This is a genomic window from Acidovorax sp. GW101-11A03, assembly GCF_059424825.1.
On sequence record NZ_JBWKZU010000021.1, the window covers coordinates 27,692 to 45,160 of the forward strand.

Sequence of the window (17,469 nt, forward strand, 5' to 3'; positions counted from 1 at the left end):
TCAGCCCGGCAGCGTGAAGCGCGCCACGCAATCCAGCGCTGCCGTCACGTCCGCCTCGCTCACATCCAGGTGCGTCACCCAGCGCAGCCGGGTGGCGCCGCCATACAGGCTGCTGGTGACGCGCACGCCGTGCTGCGCCAGCCAGGCGGTGAAGGCTGGGGCCACCTCTGCGTGCAGGTCGGTGAAGAGGATGTTGGTCTGCCACGGCAGCACGGTGAGCTTGCCCTGCAGCACAGGGTGGCTGCGGTTGGCTTCAGCCAGCCCTTGCGCCAGCCGGTCCAGGCGGGCGTGGTCTTCCGCCAGGCGCCGAACATGGTGCTGCAGCGCGTAGTGGCCAGCAGCCGCCAGCACACCCGCCTGCCGCATGCCACCGCCCAAAATCTTGCGGGTGCGGCGAGCCTGGCGGATGAAGTCGCGCGAGCCCAGCACCAGCGAGCCCACGGGTGCGCCCAGGCCCTTGCTCAGGCACAGCGATGCGGAATCAAAGTGGCTGCACAGCGAGCGCGCTTCGTCGTACACGTCGGTGCCGTTGCGCGCGGCATTGGCCGTGGCCGCGTTGAACATGCGTGCGCCGTCCAGGTGCATGGACAGCCCCCGGCTGCGCGCCAGTTGCGCCACCTCGGCGATGTAGGCGGGCGGCAGCACCTGGCCGCCGGTCGTGTTCTCCAGCACCACCAGGCGGGTGCGCGCAAAGTGCGGGTCGTCGGGCTTGATGGCGGCGGCGATGTCGGCCAGCCGCAAGGTGCCGTCGGGCTGCGTTTCCACGGGCTGAGGCTGGATGGAGCCCAGCACGGCCATGCCGCCCGCCTCCCAGCGGTAGGTGTGCCAGCTCTGGCCAACGATGGCTTCGTCGCCGCGCTGGCAGTGGCCCCACAGCGCGATCAGGTTGGTCTGCGTGCCGGAGGGGGCGAACAGCGCGGCCTCAAAACCCAGCAGCTCGGCCGCATGGTCCTGCAGTGCGTTCACCGAAGGGTCGTCGGCAAACACATCGTCGCCCAGCGGGGCCTTGAACATGGCCTCGCGCATGGCGGGCGTGGGCTGGGTGACGGTGTCGCTGCGAAAGTCGGGCATGGGCGCGGTCCTTGTGGGTCGGGTCAATGAATGGCCGACGATATTAGTCGCGTTGGCATACCCTGCGGCTGCAATGCTCTCGGCCGACGAAATGGGTGCTGCCTAGGTCAGGGACGCCGAGCAAGGGCCGCCCCGCAGCGAGGGCGTCGTCCCCCTGAGGGGGATGGCGCCAAAGGCGACTCAGGGGGGCTACGGTCTGATCATCTTGCAGTCCGTGCCCTGCGCCAGCTCATTGCCGGTGTAGGCGGCATCGGTGCGGAAGCCATAGTTCGTGCCTTCCCAGCCCACCTTCACGGCCTTGCCGTCCACCGGCGCGATGGTGTTGACCACCTGGGGCAGCAGCAGCTGGTGGTCTTCGCCGCGCATGCGCACCGGGCCCACCACCGAATCGATGGTCAGGTCTTCCAGCGCGCGGGCCACCTTCACCGGGTCGGTGGACTGGGCCTTGTTGATGGCGGCGGCGAGGAAGCGCGGCGTCATCTCAATGCGCGGCGCGAGAAAGTCCTTGCCCGTCTTGGCCTTGTAGGTCTTGGCCAGCGCGTCCACCTTGGGGGTGTCGGCCTGTCCGGGGTGCCATTCGGCCACCCAGGTCAGCTGGCCCTGCTTGGCCTGCGACACCGCCAGCACCGTGCCGGGGATGGAGCCCGCGCTGTGGTTGAAGTAGCGCAGGTTGTAGCCCGCGTCGCCTGCCGCCTTCAGCAGCAGTGTCATGTCCTGCCCCCAGTTGCCGGTGATGACCGAGTCGGCCTCCGTGCTCCTGACCTTGGCGAGGTAGGGCGCAAAGTCCTTCACGCGGCCGATGGGGTGCAGTGCCTCGCCCACAAACTGGATGTCGGGCCGCGCCAGGCCCACCATCTCGCGGCCATAGTGCGCCCACTGCTTGCCATGCGCGTAGTCCTGGTTCAGCAGGTACACCTTCTTGATGTCCGGCTGCTTCTTGATGTAGTTGGCGATGGCCTTCATCTTCATGGCCGTGTTGGCCTCGAACTGGAAGTGCCAGAAGTTGCAGGCCTTGCCCGTCAGCTCGGGGTCGATGGAGGAGTGGTTCAGCACCAGGATCTCCTTGCCCGGGTTGCGCTGGTTGTGGCGCGCGGCCGCCTGCACCAGCGCCGTGACCACCGAAGAGCCCGAGCCGCCGGTCACGATGGCCTTGGCGCCCTGGTCGATGGCGGCTTGCAGCGCGCTCTGGCTCTCCTGCGCCGAGAGCTTGCTGTCGAACTGCAGCAGCTGCAGCTTGGTGCCCTTGAGCACGCCGCCCTTGGCGTTGATGTCCTCGATGGCGTATTGCGTGTGGGTGAGCATCAGCTCGCCCACATTGGCAAACGGGCCGGACAGTGGGTCGATGTAGGCGACCTTGAAGGTTTCCTGCGCGCTGGCGGCCGTGCCGATCAGCAACGCCGCCGCAGCGGCCAGGGGGGTGAGAAACACGGTTTTCATGGGTTTTGTCTCCGGTGGTTGTTGTGCTGGGTGTAGGGGCTGCGATGCGCGTCAGGCCGGGTTGCGCTTGCGGATGCGCCGCAGCCCCAGCACGCGCCAGGCCAGCTGCGCCAGCTCCTGCGCCACCTCGTCTTGCGACAGGCGGCCGTCAGGGCGGTACCAGTTGTAGAGAAAGCCGGGCAGGCTGCAGGCGGCCAGGGCGGTGATCTTGGTGTCGTTGAACTCGAACATGCCGTCGTCGCGGCCCTGTTCGAGCAGCGCGCACAGCCGGTCGTAGAAGTGGTTCGCCAGGTCCTTTTGCGCCGCCAGGTACTCGGGCCGGTACACCTGCGGCTCGCGGTAGGGGAAGAAGGCCGAGGGGTGGTGCTCCAGCGTGGCGCGGATCAGCCGCTCGATGCCCTCCGTCACCTTCACATGCGCAGGCCGGTCATCGTCCGCCGCAAAGTCCATCGCAGTGAAACACGCCACGGCAGGCGCCCACGAGAGCGTCTCGAAGATCTCCTGCTTGTTGCGGAAGTAGTAGTACACAAAGGGCTTGGTCACGCCCAGCTGCTGCACGATCTGCTCGATGGTGGTGTTGGCGTAGCCCTGCGCATCAAACAGCGCCTCGGCTGCGCGCAATATGCGCTCGCGCTTCTCGTCCGACCCGGCCGTGGCGGCCTTCTGGCGGCCGCTGGCCTGCACGGGGGGCTGCTGGTTCATCAGTGTCCTTTGCGCGACGTTGGAGTTATACCCATGGGTAGCATTGTTCTACCGAGCGGTATATATTGGCAAGACGCTGGCGAGTGCGAGCACCTAGCAAAAACCCCAAGAACCAGCGATTCCAGACACCTCGGAGACAACGCCATGCCTTCTGCCGCACCGCAGCTGCCGCTGCACGAACACCTGCGCCGCCACGCGCGCGAAACGCCCGACCACATCGCCTACCTCTGGTACGGCCAGCCCCTCACCTGGGCGCAGCTTGATGCGGCCAGTGATGCATTTGCCGCGCGCCTGCAGGCGCTAGGGGTGCAGAAGAGCGAACCCGTCGCCCTGTACATGAACAACTGCCCTCAGTATGTGATGGCGCACTACGGCATCCAGAAGATCGGCGCCATCGTCTGCCCTTGCGGGCCGCTGAACAAGGAGCATGAGCTGGAATACCAACTCACCGACCTGCAGGCGCGCGTGATCGTCGCGGCCGATGTGCTGCTGCCCGTGGTGGACAAGGTGCGCGCCAAGACCGCGCTGCAGCAGGTGTTTGTGGTGCGCTATGCCGAACTGCTGCCCGAGGGCACGCCCAGCATCGACGTACCCGCCGAGCTGCTGGCCATGCGCGCCGCCATGGCGCCGGTGCCTGCGGGCTGCGAAGACTTCCTGGCCGCCACCCGCACCGGTGCGCGGCCTGCGCCCGTGGCGCTGTCGATGGATGACATCTCGCTCATGACCTACACCTCGGGCACTACCGGGTTGCCGAAGGGCGCGATGCTGAGCTACGGCAACGCCACGTTTAAGACCGCTGCATCGGCGGACTGCAATGGCATGACACCGCACGAAACGCTGCTGGCGGTGGCGCCGCTGTACCACATCGCCGGCATGGTGATGGGCGTGAACCTGCCGGTCTACACCGGCGCCACGGCCGTGCTGCTGTACCGTTTTGACCCGCTGGGCGTGGCCCAGGCGCTGGAGCGCCACCGCGTGACCTGGTGGTACAGCATCGCGCCCATGAATGGCGCCCTGATGCAGGTGCCCGGTGCACGCGACATGGACTGGAGTGCGCTGCGCCGCAACCCGGTCACCAGCTTTGGCATCACCTTCACCGAGGCGCTGGCCCAGCAGTGGCAGCAGTTCGCACCCAACTGCATCTCGCACGAGGCGGCCTATGGCTTGTCCGAAACCCACACCGTGGACACCGCCATGCCGGTGGACGCCATTCGCTGGGGCACCCAGGGCAAGCCCGTGCCGGGCAACACCCTGCGCATCGTCGACCCCGACACCGGCGCGGCGCTGCCTGTTGGCGAGGTCGGCGAGATCACCATCCACGGCCCCGGCAACTTCAAGGGCTACTGGAACAAGCCCGAGGCCACGGCCAAGACGCTGCGGGATGGCTGGGTCTACACCGGCGACATGGGCAAGATCGATGCGGACGGCTATGTCACCTTCATCGGCCGCTTCAAGGAAATGATCAAGGTGTCGGGCTACAGCGTGTTCCCCGAAGAGGTCGAGACCCTGCTCATCAAGCACCCCGCCGTGGCCCAGGCCGCCGTGATTGGCGTGCCCGATGCGGAAAAGGGTGAGGTGGTGCGCGCCTTCATCGTCAAGAAGTCCGGCCAGGAGGTGGACGCCGCCGGCCTGGTGGCCTGGTGCCGCGAGAACATGGCGCCCTACAAAGCCCCGCGCGAGGTGCGTTTCATCGACGCACTGCCCGCCACGGGCGCGGGCAAGGTGTTGCGCCGCCTGCTGCGTGATATTGCTTGAATGAGTGAAGAATTGGCTGCTGGCGATAGTTGAATATGCGCTGGCAGCTATAAAAAATAGAGCGACTGCCCCATGCCATCTTCTGTTCTGTTCACCAAAGTGCTGGTTGCCAATCGGGGCGAAATCGCACTGCGCACTGTGCGCGCCCTGCACGACCTCGGCATTGCCAGCGTGGCCGTGTATGCCGACGATGACGCCGCCAGCCCCCATGTGCACGCAGCCAGTGCGGCCGTGGCACTGGGCGCCACCGGCCCGGCGGCGTACCTGGACGGCGCACGCCTCATTGCCATTGCCCAGGCGCAGGGCTGCGATGCCGTGCACCCGGGCTATGGATTCCTGAGCGAGCGTGCCGACTTTGCCCGCGCGTGCGACGAAGCGGGGCTGCGCTTCATCGGCCCCACGCCTGCGCAACTGGCGCTGTTCGGCGACAAGGCGCAGGCCCGCGCACTGGCGCAGCAGCAGGGCGTGCCGCTCATGCCTGGCACGCAGGCGGCCGTGTCTCTGGAGGAGGCCCAGGCATTCTTCGCGCAGCACGCCCATGCCGGCATCGTGATCAAGGCCATCGGCGGCGGCGGTGGGCGCGGCATGCGCGCGGTGGCGTCGGCCGATGACTTGCCCGCTGCCTACGCGCGCTGCCGCAGCGAGGCGCAGGCCGCCTTTGGTGTGGACGGCGTGTACGTCGAGCGTCTGATGGGCAACGCCCGCCACATCGAAGTGCAGGTGCTGGGCGACGGGCGTGAGGTGATCGCGCTGGGCGAGCGCGAGTGCACGCTGCAGAGGCGCTTTCAGAAGGTGGTGGAGATCGCGCCCAGCCCCTCGCTGCCCGCGCCGCTGCGCGAGCGCATCACCACCGCTGCCTTGTCGATGGCGCGGGCCGTGGCCTACGAGGGCCTGGGCACGTTCGAGTTTCTGGTGGACCTGGCCTCCAGCGACTTGCCGTTTGTGTTCATCGAATGCAACCCGCGCCTGCAGGTGGAGCACACCATCACCGAAGAGGTCACCGGCGTGGACCTGGTGCAGGCGCAGATCGCGCTGGCCGCAGGCCGCACGTTGCAGGACATTGGCCTCGACCCTGCCGCACCGCCTGCCGTGTTGGGCTTTGCCGTGCAGTGGCGCATCAACGCTGAAACCCTGGACACACTGGGCAACGCCACCCCCGGCAGCGGCACGCTCAGCCGCTTTGACCTGCCCGCAGGCCCGGGCGTGCGCGTGGACACGCACGGCGCAGCGGGCGCCACGCCGTCGCCGCACTACGACACGCTGCTGGCCAAGCTCATCGTGCACACGCGCAGCCCGCGCTTTGCCGACGCGCTGCGCCGCTCGCAGCGCGCGCTGGCCGTGTGCCGCATCGATGGTGTGGCCACCAACCTCGCGCTGCTGCAGGCGCTGGCAACACGGCCCGAAATGGAGAGCCAGCAGGTGCACACGCGCTGGCTGGAGTCGGTGCTGCCAGACCTTCTGATTGCTATCAAAAATATGGCTATCAAGGCATATTCGACTAGCGCTACAGGGCAAAAAGACCCGCATATCGCCTCTGACACCCCTGACGGCGCCGTGCTGGCCCCCATGCCCGCCCGCCTGGTGCAGCTGAGCGTGGCCGAGGGCGACGTGGTCGCCGCCGGCGCCGAGCTGGCCGTGCTTGAAGCCATGAAGATGGAGCATGTGCTGCTGGCCCCACACGCGGGCCGCGTCGGCGCGCTGCTGGCCGTGGCCGGTGGCTACGTCGCGCAGGGGCAGCCGCTGCTGGTGCTGGACGCGGTGGATGAGGCGGCCGATGTCGAAGTGCAGGGCAGCGCTGCGCACGACCCCGACCATATCCGCGCCGACCTGCAACGCGTGATCGACCGCCACGCCTTCACGCTCGACGCGGCGCGCCCCGACGCCATGGCCAAGCGCCACGCCCAAGGCGGCCGCTCCGCGCGCGAGAACATCGCCGACCTGTGCGACGACGGCAGCTTCATCGAATATGGTGCCCTCGCCATCGCCGCGCAGGCCCGACGCCGCAGCAAGGAGGACCTGATTGCCAACACACCCGCCGACGGCATGGTCACGGGCATTGGCGGCATCAATGGCGCACTGTTTGGCGACGAGAAATCCCGCGCCGTGGTCATGTCCTACGACGCCACCGTGCTCGCGGGCACCCAGGGCGCACGCAACCACGCCAAGACCGACCGCATGCTCGGCATCGCGCTGGCGCAGAAGCTGCCGGTGGTGTTGTTCGCCGAGGGCGGCGGCGGGCGCCCGGGCGACACCGACATGCCCGTGGTGGCGGGGCTGCATGTGCACACCTTCGCCAGCTACGCGGCGCTGTCGGGCCAGGTGCCGGTGATCGGCATCGCCGCCGGGCGCTGCTTTGCGGGCAACGCCGCGCTGCTGGGCTGCAGCGACGTGATCATCGCCACGCGCGCCAGCAACATCGGCATGGGCGGCCCGGCCATGATCGAAGGGGGTGGGCTGGGCGTCTTCAAGCCCGAGCAGATCGGCCCGAGCCGTGTGCAGCATGCCAACGGCGTGATTGACGTGTTGGTGGATGACGAGGCCGGGGCGGTGCAGGCCGCGCGCCACTATCTGTCGTTCTTCCAGGGCCGCACATCGCAGTGGTCTGCACCCGACCAGCGCCTGTTGCGCGCCGTGGTGCCCGAGAACCGCCTGCGCGTGTACGACGCCCGCTCGGCGATGGCGGGCCTGGTGGACGAGGGTAGCCTGCTGCCGCTGCGCACCGGCTTCGGTGTGGGCATCCACACGGCGCTGGCGCGCATCGAAGGCCGCCCCGTGGGCCTGCTGGCCAACAACCCGCAACACCTGGGTGGCGCCATCGACGCCGATGCGGCCGACAAGGGCGCGCGCTTCATGCAGCTGTGCAACGCGCATGGCCTGCCCATCGTGAGCCTGGTGGACACGCCCGGCTTCATGGTCGGCCCCGAGGTCGAAGCCACGGCCCAGGTGCGCCATGTGAGCCGTCTGTTCGTCACCGCCGCCAGCCTGCGCGTACCCACCTTCAGCGTGGTGCTGCGAAAGGGTTACGGCCTGGGCGCCATGGGCATGACGGCCGGGGGCTTCCATGCGCCCGTGTTCACCGTGGCGTGGCCCACAGGCGAGTTCGGCGCCATGGGGCTCGAAGGCGCCGTGCGCCTGGGCTTTCGCAAGGAGCTGGAGGCGCTGCCCGAGGGCGCAGAGCGCGACGCGCTGTTTGCCAAGCTGCTGGCCAAGTCCTACGCCAACGGCGAGGCCATGCACATGGCCGCCACGCTGGAGATCGACGCGGTGATCGACCCGGCCGACACGCGGGCCTGGCTGGCGCGCGGGCTGGCGTCGGTGCAGGTGGCGCCGCTGGGCCCACGTTGCATCGATACCTGGTGAAGCCGCACGGCACCTGGCACGGCGGTGCCTATCGGTGCATCAGGGCGAGCTTTGCGCCGAGCCCGACAAACGCGGCCGCAAAGCCGCGGCGCAGCCACACCAGCGCGCCGGGGCGCTGCAGCACCTGGTCACGAAACCGGGCGGCAAAGACGCCATAGCCCAAGAACACCACAAAGGTCATGGCCATGAAGACCAGCGAGAGCTGGACCATGCGCCACGCGGGCTGCGTTTCGCCCGGTGCGATGAACTGCGGCAGAAAGGTGAGGAAGAACAGCGACAGCTTGGGGTTGAGCAGGTTGATCAGCATGGCTTCCGCGATACGCCCACCGGCTGTGCGTGCGGGTGCGTCAGTGCGGACCTCCAGTGTGGCGGGCGAGCGCCACGTGGCCCAGCCCATGTAGACCAGGTAGGCGACCCCCGCGTAGCGCAGGACTTCGAATGCCGTGGCGCTGGCGTTGAGAAGTGCGGCCAGCCCGGTGATCGCCGCCAGCAGGTGCGGCACGATGCCGAGCGTGCAGCCCAGCGCCGTCACGGCGGCAGCCCGAGCGCCGCCCGAGAGCCCGGCCGCCACGGTCAGCAGGGCTCCTGGCCCCGGCGAGACGACCACGATGAGAGAGGTGATGAGAAATTCGATGCCCATGGCGAGAGGCCGCACGGCGGCGGTGTGAAGTGGCGATGCCCGCAGCATCCGCCAACCCCCGCACAACGGTCTTGAACGAAATTGCAGGGACCTGGCTGTCAGCCGCGTGCGCGAACGTAGGCCCCGGGTGTGATGCCAAAACTGCGCGTGAAGAGGCGCGTCAGGTGGCTTTGGTCGGCAAAGCCACTGGCTGCGGCGACATCGGCGAGGGGCATACCCGCACCCATCAGATGGCGCGAAAGCTGCAGTCGGCGCTGCAGCAGGTAGGCGTGTGGCGTGAGGCCCGTGGCCTGGGCAAATTGGCGCACGAGCTGGTAGCGGCTCAAACTTGCTGCATCGGCCAGTTGCGCGAGGCTCCAGGGCGCGGTGGGATCGTCGTCCATCATCGTGCGAGCCCTGGTGATGGTCGCGGCGGATTGTTGGTGGCCCCTCGGCCGCAGCAGGCCGCCCAGCACCTGCAATAAGCATTCCTCCACATGCAGCGCTGCGGCCGAGTGGTTGGGGCGGTGGGTGGCCGCGTCGAACAGCGCCAGTACCTGGGCCGCCAGCCGCGCATCGCGCATCGTCGGAGCATGGAATTCGAAGGCGGAGCCGAGCGGGCCCGGATGCACATCGGCCGCCAACGGCGCTACCAGGGAGGGCTCCAGGTAGAGCATGCGCCAGGCGCGTCCACGCTCGTCCAGCGGCATGCCATCGTGGACTTCGCCGGGGTTGACCGTGATGGTGTCGCCTGGGCCCGATTCCACAATGCCCCGGCCGCTGGCCGATTTCTGCGCACCCCGCTCGATCACGCCCAGGCCGAACTGCAAGTGCATGTGCCTGCCGAAGACGAGGCGGGAGTCGGCCTGCATCGCTTCGATGCCAGGCAGTGCGGTGGGCAGGAATCGGAAGGGTTTTTGCTGCATGGCGCGCGGCCTTGGGGTGGCGCGGGGCCATGATAAGCTGACCTGATCGTCCCTTTTCCCCCCTCAGTTTCACACGCGGAGACTCCCCTATGCCCGGCCTTTTGCCCGATATCGACCCCGATGGCCTGCTCGAATTTTCGGTGGTTTACACCGACCGCGCGCTCAATCACATGTCCAAGCGCTTTACCGGCGTGATGCAGGACATTCTGGGCACGCTCAAAGAGGTTTACCACGCCCACACCGCTGTGCTGGTGCCCGGCAGCGGCACCTTCGGCATGGAGGCCGTGGCGCGCCAGTTCGCCAACAAGCAGAAGGTGCTCATCGTGCGCAACGGCTGGTTCAGCTACCGCTGGAGCCAGATCTTTGATGCCGACACCGGTCTGGGCGGCGGTGCGGTGGTGTGCAAGGCGCGCCGCCAGGGCGATGGCCCGCAGGCGCCCTGGACGCCGTGCCCGGCCGACGAGGTGGCGGCCACCATCCGCGCCGAAAAACCCAAGGTGGTGTTCGCGCCGCATGTGGAGACGGCCAGCGGCATCATCCTGTCGGACGACTACATCCGCACGTTGACGGCCGCTGCCCATGAGGTGGGCGCGCTGTTCGTGCTTGACTGCATCGCTTCGGGCGCGATGTGGGTGGACATGCGGGCCACCGGCGTGGACGTGCTCATCAGTGCGCCGCAAAAGGGCTGGAGCGGCTCGCCCTGCTGCGCCATGGTGATGCTGAGCGAGCGTGCGCGCGAGGCCATTGAGGGCACCACGAGCAGCAGCTTCTCGTGCGACCTCAAGAAGTGGATGCAGATTGCCGAGGGCTACGAAAAGGGCCAGCACGCCTACCACACCACCATGCCCACCGACGCGCTGGTGCGTCTGTCCGAGGTGATGGCCGAGACGCGCGCCTACGGCTTTGCCAAGGTGCGTGAAGAGCAGATCGAACTGGGCGCCAAGGTGCGCGCGCTGCTCGAATCGCGCGGCTTCCCCAGTGTGGCCGCCGAGGGCTGGAAGGCGCCTGGCGTGGTGGTGAGCTACACCACTGACCCGGGCATCCAGAACGGCAAGAAGTTTCTGGAAGTGGGCTTGCAGACCGCTGCGGGCGTGCCGCTGCAGTGCGATGAGGGGCCGGACTTCAAGACCTTCCGCATTGGCCTGTTTGGCCTGGAGAAGTGGCACAACGTGGACCGCAGCGTGGGCCATCTGTCGAAAGCGCTGGAACAGATTGCGGCGGCTGCCTGACGCATTGGGGTCTTGGTCGGCGGGCTGGCCCGGATGACGCCAGAGACTGATGGCGCAACCGTCGCCCTGCGGCGTGCCAAACGGCAGGCGCAGGGACTGTTGCTGCTGGTGACAGCGGTATTCATCGCCACCAGCGTGGTCGAACGCGGCCTGCTGCTCAACTGCGTGAAAGCCATGGCCGAGGCCGCCATGGTGGGTGCGCTGGCGGACTGGTTTGCGGTGGTGGCGCTGTTCCGGCGCCCGCTGGGCCTGCCCATTCCGCACACAGCGGTCATTGCGCGCAACCAGGCGCGCATCGGCCGCAACCTGGCCACCTTTGTGCGCGACAAGTTCCTGGACGTGCCCTCGCTCGTGTCGTTGATCCGCAGGCACGACCCGGCCGAGCGGCTGGCGCAGTGGCTCACTGCGCCCGGCAATGCCGCGCTGCTGGGGCACCAGGCCACGCGCCTGGCATCGGCCGCGCTGGAGACGGTGCAGGACGCGCAGGTGGAGCGTTTCATCCACAAGGCCGCGCGTGCCTTGATCGGGCAGGTTGACATGTCGCGTGCGCTAGCGGCCGTGCTCGACACCCTCACGCATAACGGCCGCCACCAGGCGCTGCTGGACGATGTGCTGGCCAAGCTCATCGAGCTGCTGCAGAACGACCAGACCCGCACCTGGGTCGCGCAGTCCATCGTGGCCTGGCTCAAGAAGGACCACCCGCGCACCGAGAAATTGCTGCCCAGCGACTGGCTGGGAGACAAAGGCTCGGCCTTGCTGGCGCGTGCGCTGGAGAGCCTGATGGCCGATGTGGCCGCCAACCCGCAGCACGCCTTGCGCGCGCAGTTTGATACCGCTGTGCAGCGCTTTGTCGAGCGCCTGCGCAGCGACCCGGAATGGGAGCGCAAGGGCGAGGAGATCCGCACCTGGTTGCAGACCGACGCCACGGTGGGCGGCTATGTGCAGACCTTGTGGCTGGACCTGCGTGGCGTCTTGCAGCGTGATCTGGCGAATGCCGATTCGGTGCTGGCGCGGCAGGTGGGCAAGCTGGGGTTGTGGCTGGGGGAGTCGCTGGCGGGGGATGCGGCGCTGCGGCAGTCCTTCAATGACCGGCTGGAGCGATGGGCAGAGGGCCTGGCGCCGGATGTGTCGGCGTTCATTGCGCAGCACATTGAGGACACGGTGCGGCGCTGGGATACCGAGGAGATGACACAGCTGATTGAGCTGAACATCGGCAAGGACCTGCAGTACATCCGGATCAATGGGACGGTGGTGGGTGGGTTGATCGGGCTGGTGTTGTTTGCGGTTTCGCACGCGGGGGAGATTTGGCGGGCGGTGGTGGGTGGTTGAGCGTTGCCGTGTCATGGTGCGCTGCTTGCCCAAGGCAAACATTGTTCACCCGGTACAAAGGAGGGGCACTAGCGTGGGTGAGCCGTTACCCCTCGTAGAGGCTACTTTCGGTTGCAAAAAACCCGTGCCAATGTTCGTCGGTGAATTTAGGCTAGCGACCCATTCGACTTAGGAGCTGCCTTGACGCAATACGTAGTGCCGGGTCCGATGGGGACCAAATTAGTGGATGAGTCGTTCTCGGGCGAACCCGCGTGTTTGTTGCGAGACTACATGCCACGTGGTTCGACCCCTGGCCCGATGGGGCTTGAGCCGGGGGCTGCCGGATTCGATGCCTGGAACTTCAAAGAAAACCAAAGCCTTCTGAAAAGTCGTGATTTGAGCCCTCCAGTGGCGGGAGCCGCCTCACTGTCGAGGTTCTTCGTTCCTGGCGAAAAGATTACGGGAAATCTTTTTTTTGGGGGCGCTGGAATGGACGGAGGCTATATCTTGGACATGGTGAGGGCGTTTGCAGAGAAAAATGTCCAACTGATTTCCGTGGATCCAAGGAAGTGGTCTGGTGGCACCCTTGCAGATGCCGCCATCGGCGTGGATGTTTTTCGTGCCGGAAAATCTGTCATTCAAGTGCCGCTCGATAAATTTCCACAAAGCGGCACTCAGTTCAACCTCATCGGCTACTCCTACGGGTCTCTTGTGGCGGCGCAGGTCGCGATTAATTACGGAACTGGGGGTACCGTTGTCAATCATCTGGTCCTGATCGGCTCTCCTATTGGTGGGAAGTTTCTGCAGCAAGTGAAAACAACACCGGCAATCAAAAACGTCATCGTCGTGGACCTGACAGCTCAAGGTGATCCGTTGTATGCAGGTATGAGCCGTGAAAAGTTGTTGCTGTCTACACCGAGTTTGGGAAAGCAGATGGTCGAAGCGTCAGGCCATTTTTACTACGCTCCCAACACCGAGGAGGGCAAGCGTCGGCGGCGGGAGCTAGCGGCATACCTTTATTCCAGAGGGCTCCGATAGTGGCCTCCCCGCTGCACTGCGCGCGGTGGATTTTCTACGCAGCGGCGGCAGCTACCCTTGCTGCCGTCAATATGTATCTATTGTCTGTCCATGCGCCCCTCTGGGCTGGGGGGCGCTTCATCGTTGGGGCTTTTTCAGCGCTGCTGCTGGCGCAGGCATTGGCGTTGGCCGGAGTTTTTTGGGGCCTGGGTTTCTATCTGCGAAGAAACTCGCTTCTTGATAGGTTGTTGCTGGTGGCTTTTTTGGTCTCGTCGCTCTGGTTCTTGATTCCGGCGCGATTTTCTGTGGGGTAAGTTTGGCCCCGATGGTCATAGCGCGCCGCGCGGTCAGGATTTCGGAAGAACATTGCGCTGTGGAAGTGCCGCAGCCGGGCCCAGAATGCGGCTAGTAGAGATCGTTGGCCCTCAAAATCTCGGTAGATCAGGATGTTTGATCTGCCCCCCCCGCACCAGCATCTTCCCGTACTCCGCACACCGGTTCAACGTCGGAATCACCTTCCCCGGGTTCAAGAGCCCCGCCGGGTCAAACGCGTGCTTCAGCCCGAACATCTGCGCGTTCTCCTCGGCCGTGAACTGCACGCACATGCTGTTGAGCTTCTCCACGCCCACGCCATGCTCGCCCGTCACCGTGCCGCCCATGGCCACGCTGGTCTCCAGGATGTCCGCGCCAAACAGCTCGCAGCGGTGCAGCTGGTCGGCATCGTTTGCATCAAACAGGATCAGCGGGTGCAGGTTCCCGTCGCCCGCGTGGAACACGTTGGCGCAGCGCAGCTGGTATTTCTTTTCCATCTCCTGGATGGCGAGCAGGATGTCGGCCAGGCGCTTGCGCGGGATGGTGGAGTCCATGCACATGTAGTCGGGGCTGATGCGGCCGCTGGCGGGGAAGGCGTTTTTGCGGCCGCTCCAGAAGCGCAGGCGTTCGGCCTCGTCGCGGCTCACGCTGATGGCGGTAGCACCGGCCGCGCGCAGCACCTCGCTCATGCGGCCGATTTCTTCTTCCACCTCTTCGGGCGTGCCGTCGCTTTCGCACAGCAAGATGGCCTCGGCGGTCAGGTCGTAGCCTGCGTGCACAAAGTCTTCCACGGCGGCGGTCATGGGCTTGTCCATCATCTCCAGGCCGGCGGGGATGATGCCCGCGGCGATGACGGCGGCCACGGCGTCGCCCGCTTTGCGCACGTCGTCAAAGCTGGCCATGATGCAGCGCGCGAGCTGGGGCTTGGGGATCAGGCGCACCGTCACTTCGGTGATCACGGCCAGCATGCCCTCGCTGCCGATCACGGCGGCCAGCAGGTCGTAGCCGGGGCTGTCCAGCGCCTCGCTGCCAAACTCCACGGGCTCGCCTTCCACCGTGAAGCCTTTGACCTTGAGCACGTTGTGCACGGTGAGGCCGTATTTGAGGCAGTGCACGCCGCCCGAGTTTTCGGCCACGTTGCCACCGATGGTGCAGGCGATCTGGCTGCTGGGGTCGGGGGCGTAGTACAGGTTGTAAGGGGCCGCCGCCTCGCTGATGGCGAGGTTGCGCACGCCACTTTGCACCACGGCCGTGCGGCTTTCGGGGCTCAGGCTCAGGATGCGGTTGAACTTGGCCAGCGACAGCGTGACGCCCATCGCGTGCGGCATGGCGCCGCCCGACAGGCCCGTGCCCGCGCCCCGTGCCACCACGGGCACCTGCAGCCGATGGCAGGCGCGCAGCACGGCCTGCACTTCTTCATAGGTCTCGGGCAGGCACACCACCAGCGGGCGCTGGCGGTAGGCGGTGAGGCCGTCGCATTCATACGGCGTGGTGTCTTCGCTGTGCCAGAGCAGGGCATGTGCCGGCACGGCCTGGCCCAGGGCCTGGACAACTTCGGCCTGGCGCGCGGCGCGCTCGGCGGGGGTGGGGCCTGCAGGGGCGGAAGAGGCGGTGTTCATGGCCGCCACTGTAGGGGATGGCCGGGCGCCCGGGCTTGAGCTTTTCTGCAGGGGATTGTGAAAAACACCTGAATGCTCACCAATTGATAGCTGCTAGCGCTTGTTGGGCAAGCGCTGGAGGCAAATTTCGCCCGAACTTAGTGGAGGAGGGCGCGGCTCGGGCGAGGGCCGCCGAGCAAGGGCCGCCCCGCAGCAAGGGCTGCGTCCTCCTTCCCGGCGCAGCAGAGAGAAGGGGGAAGGCGCCAAAGGCGACTCAGGGGGATGCTTCTGTTACGCCATGGTCTTGCGCAGCCACTCGGCGAACGCGGCGCATTCCCACCGGTCCATGGTGCCGGTGCGCCAGCACAGGTAGTGCGCGTGGGGGCTGGGCGCGTCGTGGGCAAACAGGCGCACCAGCGTGCCGTTTTCCAGCCAGGGCGCGCCGAGCTTCAGGCGCACCAGCGCCACACCCATGCCCGCAGCGGCGGCGTCGCACATCAGGCCGATGTCGTTGAACTGCGAGCCCTCGCTGGGCTCGGCCCAGTCCAGGCCCGTGGGGGCAAACCAGGTGCGCCAGGGCTCCAGCGGGCTGCGCAGCAGCTGCACACCCTCCAGGTCCTCGGGGCGGTCGAACGGGCCGTGCTCGCGCACGAACGCGGGGGATGCCAGGGGCGTGACCACGTCGCGCGCCAGCTCCACATGCTCCACATCGGCATAGTGGCCGGGGCCAAAGCGCACCATCAGGTCGGCGTCTTCGGCCACCACGTCCAAGAGCGGGATGGACACCTGCAGCGCCAGGTCGATCTCCGGATAAGCCTCGGTGAACTGGCGCAGGCGCGGGATGAGGATGGTGCGTGCAAACGTGGGCGTGACGGCCAGCTTGAGCCGCCGCCGCCCGGGTGCGGCCGCCTGGCCCGGAAAGCGCTGCAGCGCGGTGAGCCCCTCGCGCACATGGGCGAGGTAGGCGCTGCCTTCGGTGGTGAGCGAAAAATCCGCCCGGCCAAACAGCTGCACGCCCAGGATCTGTTCGAGCTGCTTGACGCGGTGGCTCACGGCGCTGGGCGTCACGCACAACTCGTCGGCCGTCTGCGTCACGCTGCGCAGGCGGGCCAGCGCCTCAAACGTCAGTAGGCACTGGATGGGCGGGATGCGCCGGGCGGCACTGCTGAGGAAGGACGACGGGAGTGCCGTGGCCATGGGGCTGCGCAGAGTGAGTGCTAACGAAAGATGACCGTCTTGTGGCCGTTCAGGATCACCCGGTGCTCGCTGTGCCACTTCACGGCGCGGGCCAGCACCTGGCTTTCGGTGTCGCGGCCGCGGGCCGTGAGGTCTTCCACCGTGTCGGTGTGGTCGGCACGGGCCACGTCCTGCTCGATGATCGGGCCTTCGTCCAGGTCGGCCGTCACGTAGTGGGCCGTGGCGCCAATCAGCTTCACGCCCCGGTCATGCGCCTGGTAGTAGGGCTTGGCGCCCTTGAAGCTGGGCAGGAAGCTGTGGTGGATGTTGATCGCCCGACCGGCCAACTTTTGACATAGGTCAAGAGAAAGTATCTGCATGTAACGGGCCAACACCACCAGTTCGGCCCCTTCGGCCTCGATAATCTCGAACTGTTTTGCCTCGGCCTGGGCCTTGGTCGCGCCGGTGAGCGGGATGTGGTGGAACGGCACGTTGTAGCTGGCCGCGAGCTGGTAAAAGTCGCGGTGGTTGCTGATGATCGCGCGGATGTCGATGGGCAGCAGGCCCGATTTCCAGCGGAACAGCAGGTCGTTGAGGCAATGGCCTTCCTTGCTGACCATGAGCACGGTTTTCATGGGGGCTGCCGTGGCGTGCAGCGTCCAGCGCATCTGGTAGGGCTCGGCAAAGGCCGTCAGGCGGGACTTGAGGGTGGCGTGGTCGTGCTGGTCGCAGGCGAACTGCACCCGCATGAAGAACAGGCCGGTGGCGTGGTCGTTGTACTGTGCGGCTTCTTCGATGTTGCCGCCGTGCTCCAGCAGAAAGCCGGAGACAGCGTGCACCAGCCCCAGGCGGTCGGGGCAGGACAGGGTAAGGATGTAGGCGTTGGTCGTCATAGCTGTGCAATTGTCGCAGCAAGGGCCCGGCGCCGTGGAACCGTGTAGACACAAGCCAAGGAGTTC

The 17,469-nt window shown here is 66.6% G+C and carries 14 protein-coding genes; 6 read left to right on the forward strand and 8 right to left on the reverse strand.

What is annotated here, in order from left to right; genetic code table 11:
- The 3 genes from ltaE to AC07Z7_RS11010 form a co-directional block, all read right to left on the reverse strand.
- Positions 1–1,071 (reverse strand): low-specificity L-threonine aldolase, encoded by a 1,071-nt coding sequence (gene ltaE / locus AC07Z7_RS11000; RefSeq protein ID WP_494766243.1) that lies wholly within the window; start codon positions 1,069–1,071, stop codon positions 1–3.
- A 189-nt stretch (positions 1,072–1,260) separates the two neighbouring features.
- Positions 1,261–2,508: a branched-chain amino acid ABC transporter substrate-binding protein gene (locus AC07Z7_RS11005; protein WP_494766244.1), complete on the reverse strand. Its 1,248-nt coding sequence runs from the start codon at positions 2,506–2,508 to the stop codon at positions 1,261–1,263.
- Positions 2,509–2,559: 51 nt separating this feature from the next.
- Positions 2,560–3,210 (reverse strand): TetR/AcrR family transcriptional regulator, encoded by a 651-nt coding sequence (locus AC07Z7_RS11010; protein WP_494766245.1) that lies wholly within the window; start codon positions 3,208–3,210, stop codon positions 2,560–2,562.
- A gap of 144 nt (positions 3,211–3,354) precedes the next feature.
- On the opposite strand from AC07Z7_RS11010, the gene AC07Z7_RS11015 reads away from it, so the two are divergent.
- Positions 3,355–4,965: an AMP-binding protein gene (locus AC07Z7_RS11015; RefSeq protein ID WP_494766246.1), complete on the forward strand. Its 1,611-nt coding sequence runs from the start codon at positions 3,355–3,357 to the stop codon at positions 4,963–4,965.
- Between the two features lie 87 nt (positions 4,966–5,052).
- Complete coding sequence (locus tag AC07Z7_RS11020) at positions 5,053–8,325, forward strand: acetyl-CoA carboxylase family protein (RefSeq protein WP_494766272.1); 3,273 nt, start codon at positions 5,053–5,055, stop codon at positions 8,323–8,325.
- Positions 8,326–8,353: 28 nt separating this feature from the next.
- Here the strand turns inward: AC07Z7_RS11020 and AC07Z7_RS11025 are convergent, their stop codons facing one another.
- Both AC07Z7_RS11025 and AC07Z7_RS11030 read right to left on the reverse strand, forming a co-directional pair.
- Positions 8,354–8,980 (reverse strand): LysE family translocator, encoded by a 627-nt coding sequence (locus AC07Z7_RS11025; RefSeq protein WP_494766247.1) that lies wholly within the window; start codon positions 8,978–8,980, stop codon positions 8,354–8,356.
- A gap of 83 nt (positions 8,981–9,063) precedes the next feature.
- Positions 9,064–9,870: an AraC family transcriptional regulator gene (locus AC07Z7_RS11030; protein WP_494766248.1), complete on the reverse strand. Its 807-nt coding sequence runs from the start codon at positions 9,868–9,870 to the stop codon at positions 9,064–9,066.
- A gap of 89 nt (positions 9,871–9,959) precedes the next feature.
- Between AC07Z7_RS11030 and AC07Z7_RS11035 the strand changes: the two genes are divergently transcribed.
- The 4 genes from AC07Z7_RS11035 to AC07Z7_RS11050 all read left to right on the forward strand — a co-directional run bounded on the left by AC07Z7_RS11035 (position 9,960) and on the right by AC07Z7_RS11050 (position 13,738).
- Positions 9,960–11,099: an aminotransferase class V-fold PLP-dependent enzyme gene (locus tag AC07Z7_RS11035; RefSeq protein ID WP_494766249.1), complete on the forward strand. Its 1,140-nt coding sequence runs from the start codon at positions 9,960–9,962 to the stop codon at positions 11,097–11,099.
- A gap of 33 nt (positions 11,100–11,132) precedes the next feature.
- A complete protein-coding gene (locus AC07Z7_RS11040) occupies positions 11,133–12,428 on the forward strand; it encodes a DUF445 domain-containing protein (RefSeq protein WP_494766250.1) in 1,296 nt (431 codons plus the stop codon).
- A gap of 180 nt (positions 12,429–12,608) precedes the next feature.
- Positions 12,609–13,445, forward strand: a complete 837-nt coding sequence (locus AC07Z7_RS11045; protein ID WP_494766251.1) for a hypothetical protein — start codon at positions 12,609–12,611, stop codon at positions 13,443–13,445.
- Positions 13,445–13,738, forward strand: a complete 294-nt coding sequence (locus AC07Z7_RS11050) for a hypothetical protein (RefSeq protein WP_094289292.1) — start codon at positions 13,445–13,447, stop codon at positions 13,736–13,738. The genes AC07Z7_RS11045 and AC07Z7_RS11050 overlap by 1 nt, the downstream gene beginning before the upstream one ends.
- 111 nt (positions 13,739–13,849) lie before the next feature.
- On the opposite strand, the gene AC07Z7_RS11055 is transcribed toward AC07Z7_RS11050, so the two are convergent.
- From AC07Z7_RS11055 to purU, 3 genes are all read right to left on the reverse strand, one after another.
- Complete coding sequence (locus AC07Z7_RS11055) at positions 13,850–15,355, reverse strand: FAD-linked oxidase C-terminal domain-containing protein (protein WP_494766252.1); 1,506 nt, start codon at positions 15,353–15,355, stop codon at positions 13,850–13,852.
- A 270-nt stretch (positions 15,356–15,625) separates the two neighbouring features.
- Positions 15,626–16,531, reverse strand: coding sequence for a LysR substrate-binding domain-containing protein (locus AC07Z7_RS11060; protein WP_094289288.1), 906 nt, complete (start codon positions 16,529–16,531; stop codon positions 15,626–15,628).
- 20 nt (positions 16,532–16,551) lie between these two features.
- Positions 16,552–17,403 carry a formyltetrahydrofolate deformylase gene (gene purU / locus AC07Z7_RS11065; RefSeq protein ID WP_094289286.1) on the reverse strand — a complete coding sequence of 284 codons (852 nt, stop codon included), beginning with the start codon at positions 17,401–17,403 and terminating at the stop codon, positions 16,552–16,554.
- Positions 17,404–17,469: the final 66 nt, after the last annotated feature.

What these genes read in the sequence shown, in the direction of transcription:
- ltaE (WP_494766243.1), bottom strand. Translation starts at nt 1,071, where the DNA reads ATGCCCGACTTTCGCAGCGACACCGTCACCCAGCCCACGCCCGCCATG.
- AC07Z7_RS11005 (WP_494766244.1), bottom strand. Translation starts at nt 2,508, where the DNA reads ATGAAAACCGTGTTTCTCACCCCCCTGGCCGCTGCGGCGGCGTTGCTG.
- AC07Z7_RS11010 (WP_494766245.1), bottom strand. Translation starts at nt 3,210, where the DNA reads ATGAACCAGCAGCCCCCCGTGCAGGCCAGCGGCCGCCAGAAGGCCGCC.
- AC07Z7_RS11015 (WP_494766246.1), top strand. Translation starts at nt 3,355, where the DNA reads ATGCCTTCTGCCGCACCGCAGCTGCCGCTGCACGAACACCTGCGCCGC.
- AC07Z7_RS11030 (WP_494766248.1), bottom strand. Translation starts at nt 9,870, where the DNA reads ATGCAGCAAAAACCCTTCCGATTCCTGCCCACCGCACTGCCTGGCATC.
- AC07Z7_RS11035 (WP_494766249.1), top strand. Translation starts at nt 9,960, where the DNA reads ATGCCCGGCCTTTTGCCCGATATCGACCCCGATGGCCTGCTCGAATTT.
- AC07Z7_RS11040 (WP_494766250.1), top strand. Translation starts at nt 11,133, where the DNA reads ATGACGCCAGAGACTGATGGCGCAACCGTCGCCCTGCGGCGTGCCAAA.
- AC07Z7_RS11055 (WP_494766252.1), bottom strand. Translation starts at nt 15,355, where the DNA reads ATGAACACCGCCTCTTCCGCCCCTGCAGGCCCCACCCCCGCCGAGCGC.
- AC07Z7_RS11060 (WP_094289288.1), bottom strand. Translation starts at nt 16,531, where the DNA reads ATGGCCACGGCACTCCCGTCGTCCTTCCTCAGCAGTGCCGCCCGGCGC.
- purU (WP_094289286.1), bottom strand. Translation starts at nt 17,403, where the DNA reads ATGACGACCAACGCCTACATCCTTACCCTGTCCTGCCCCGACCGCCTG.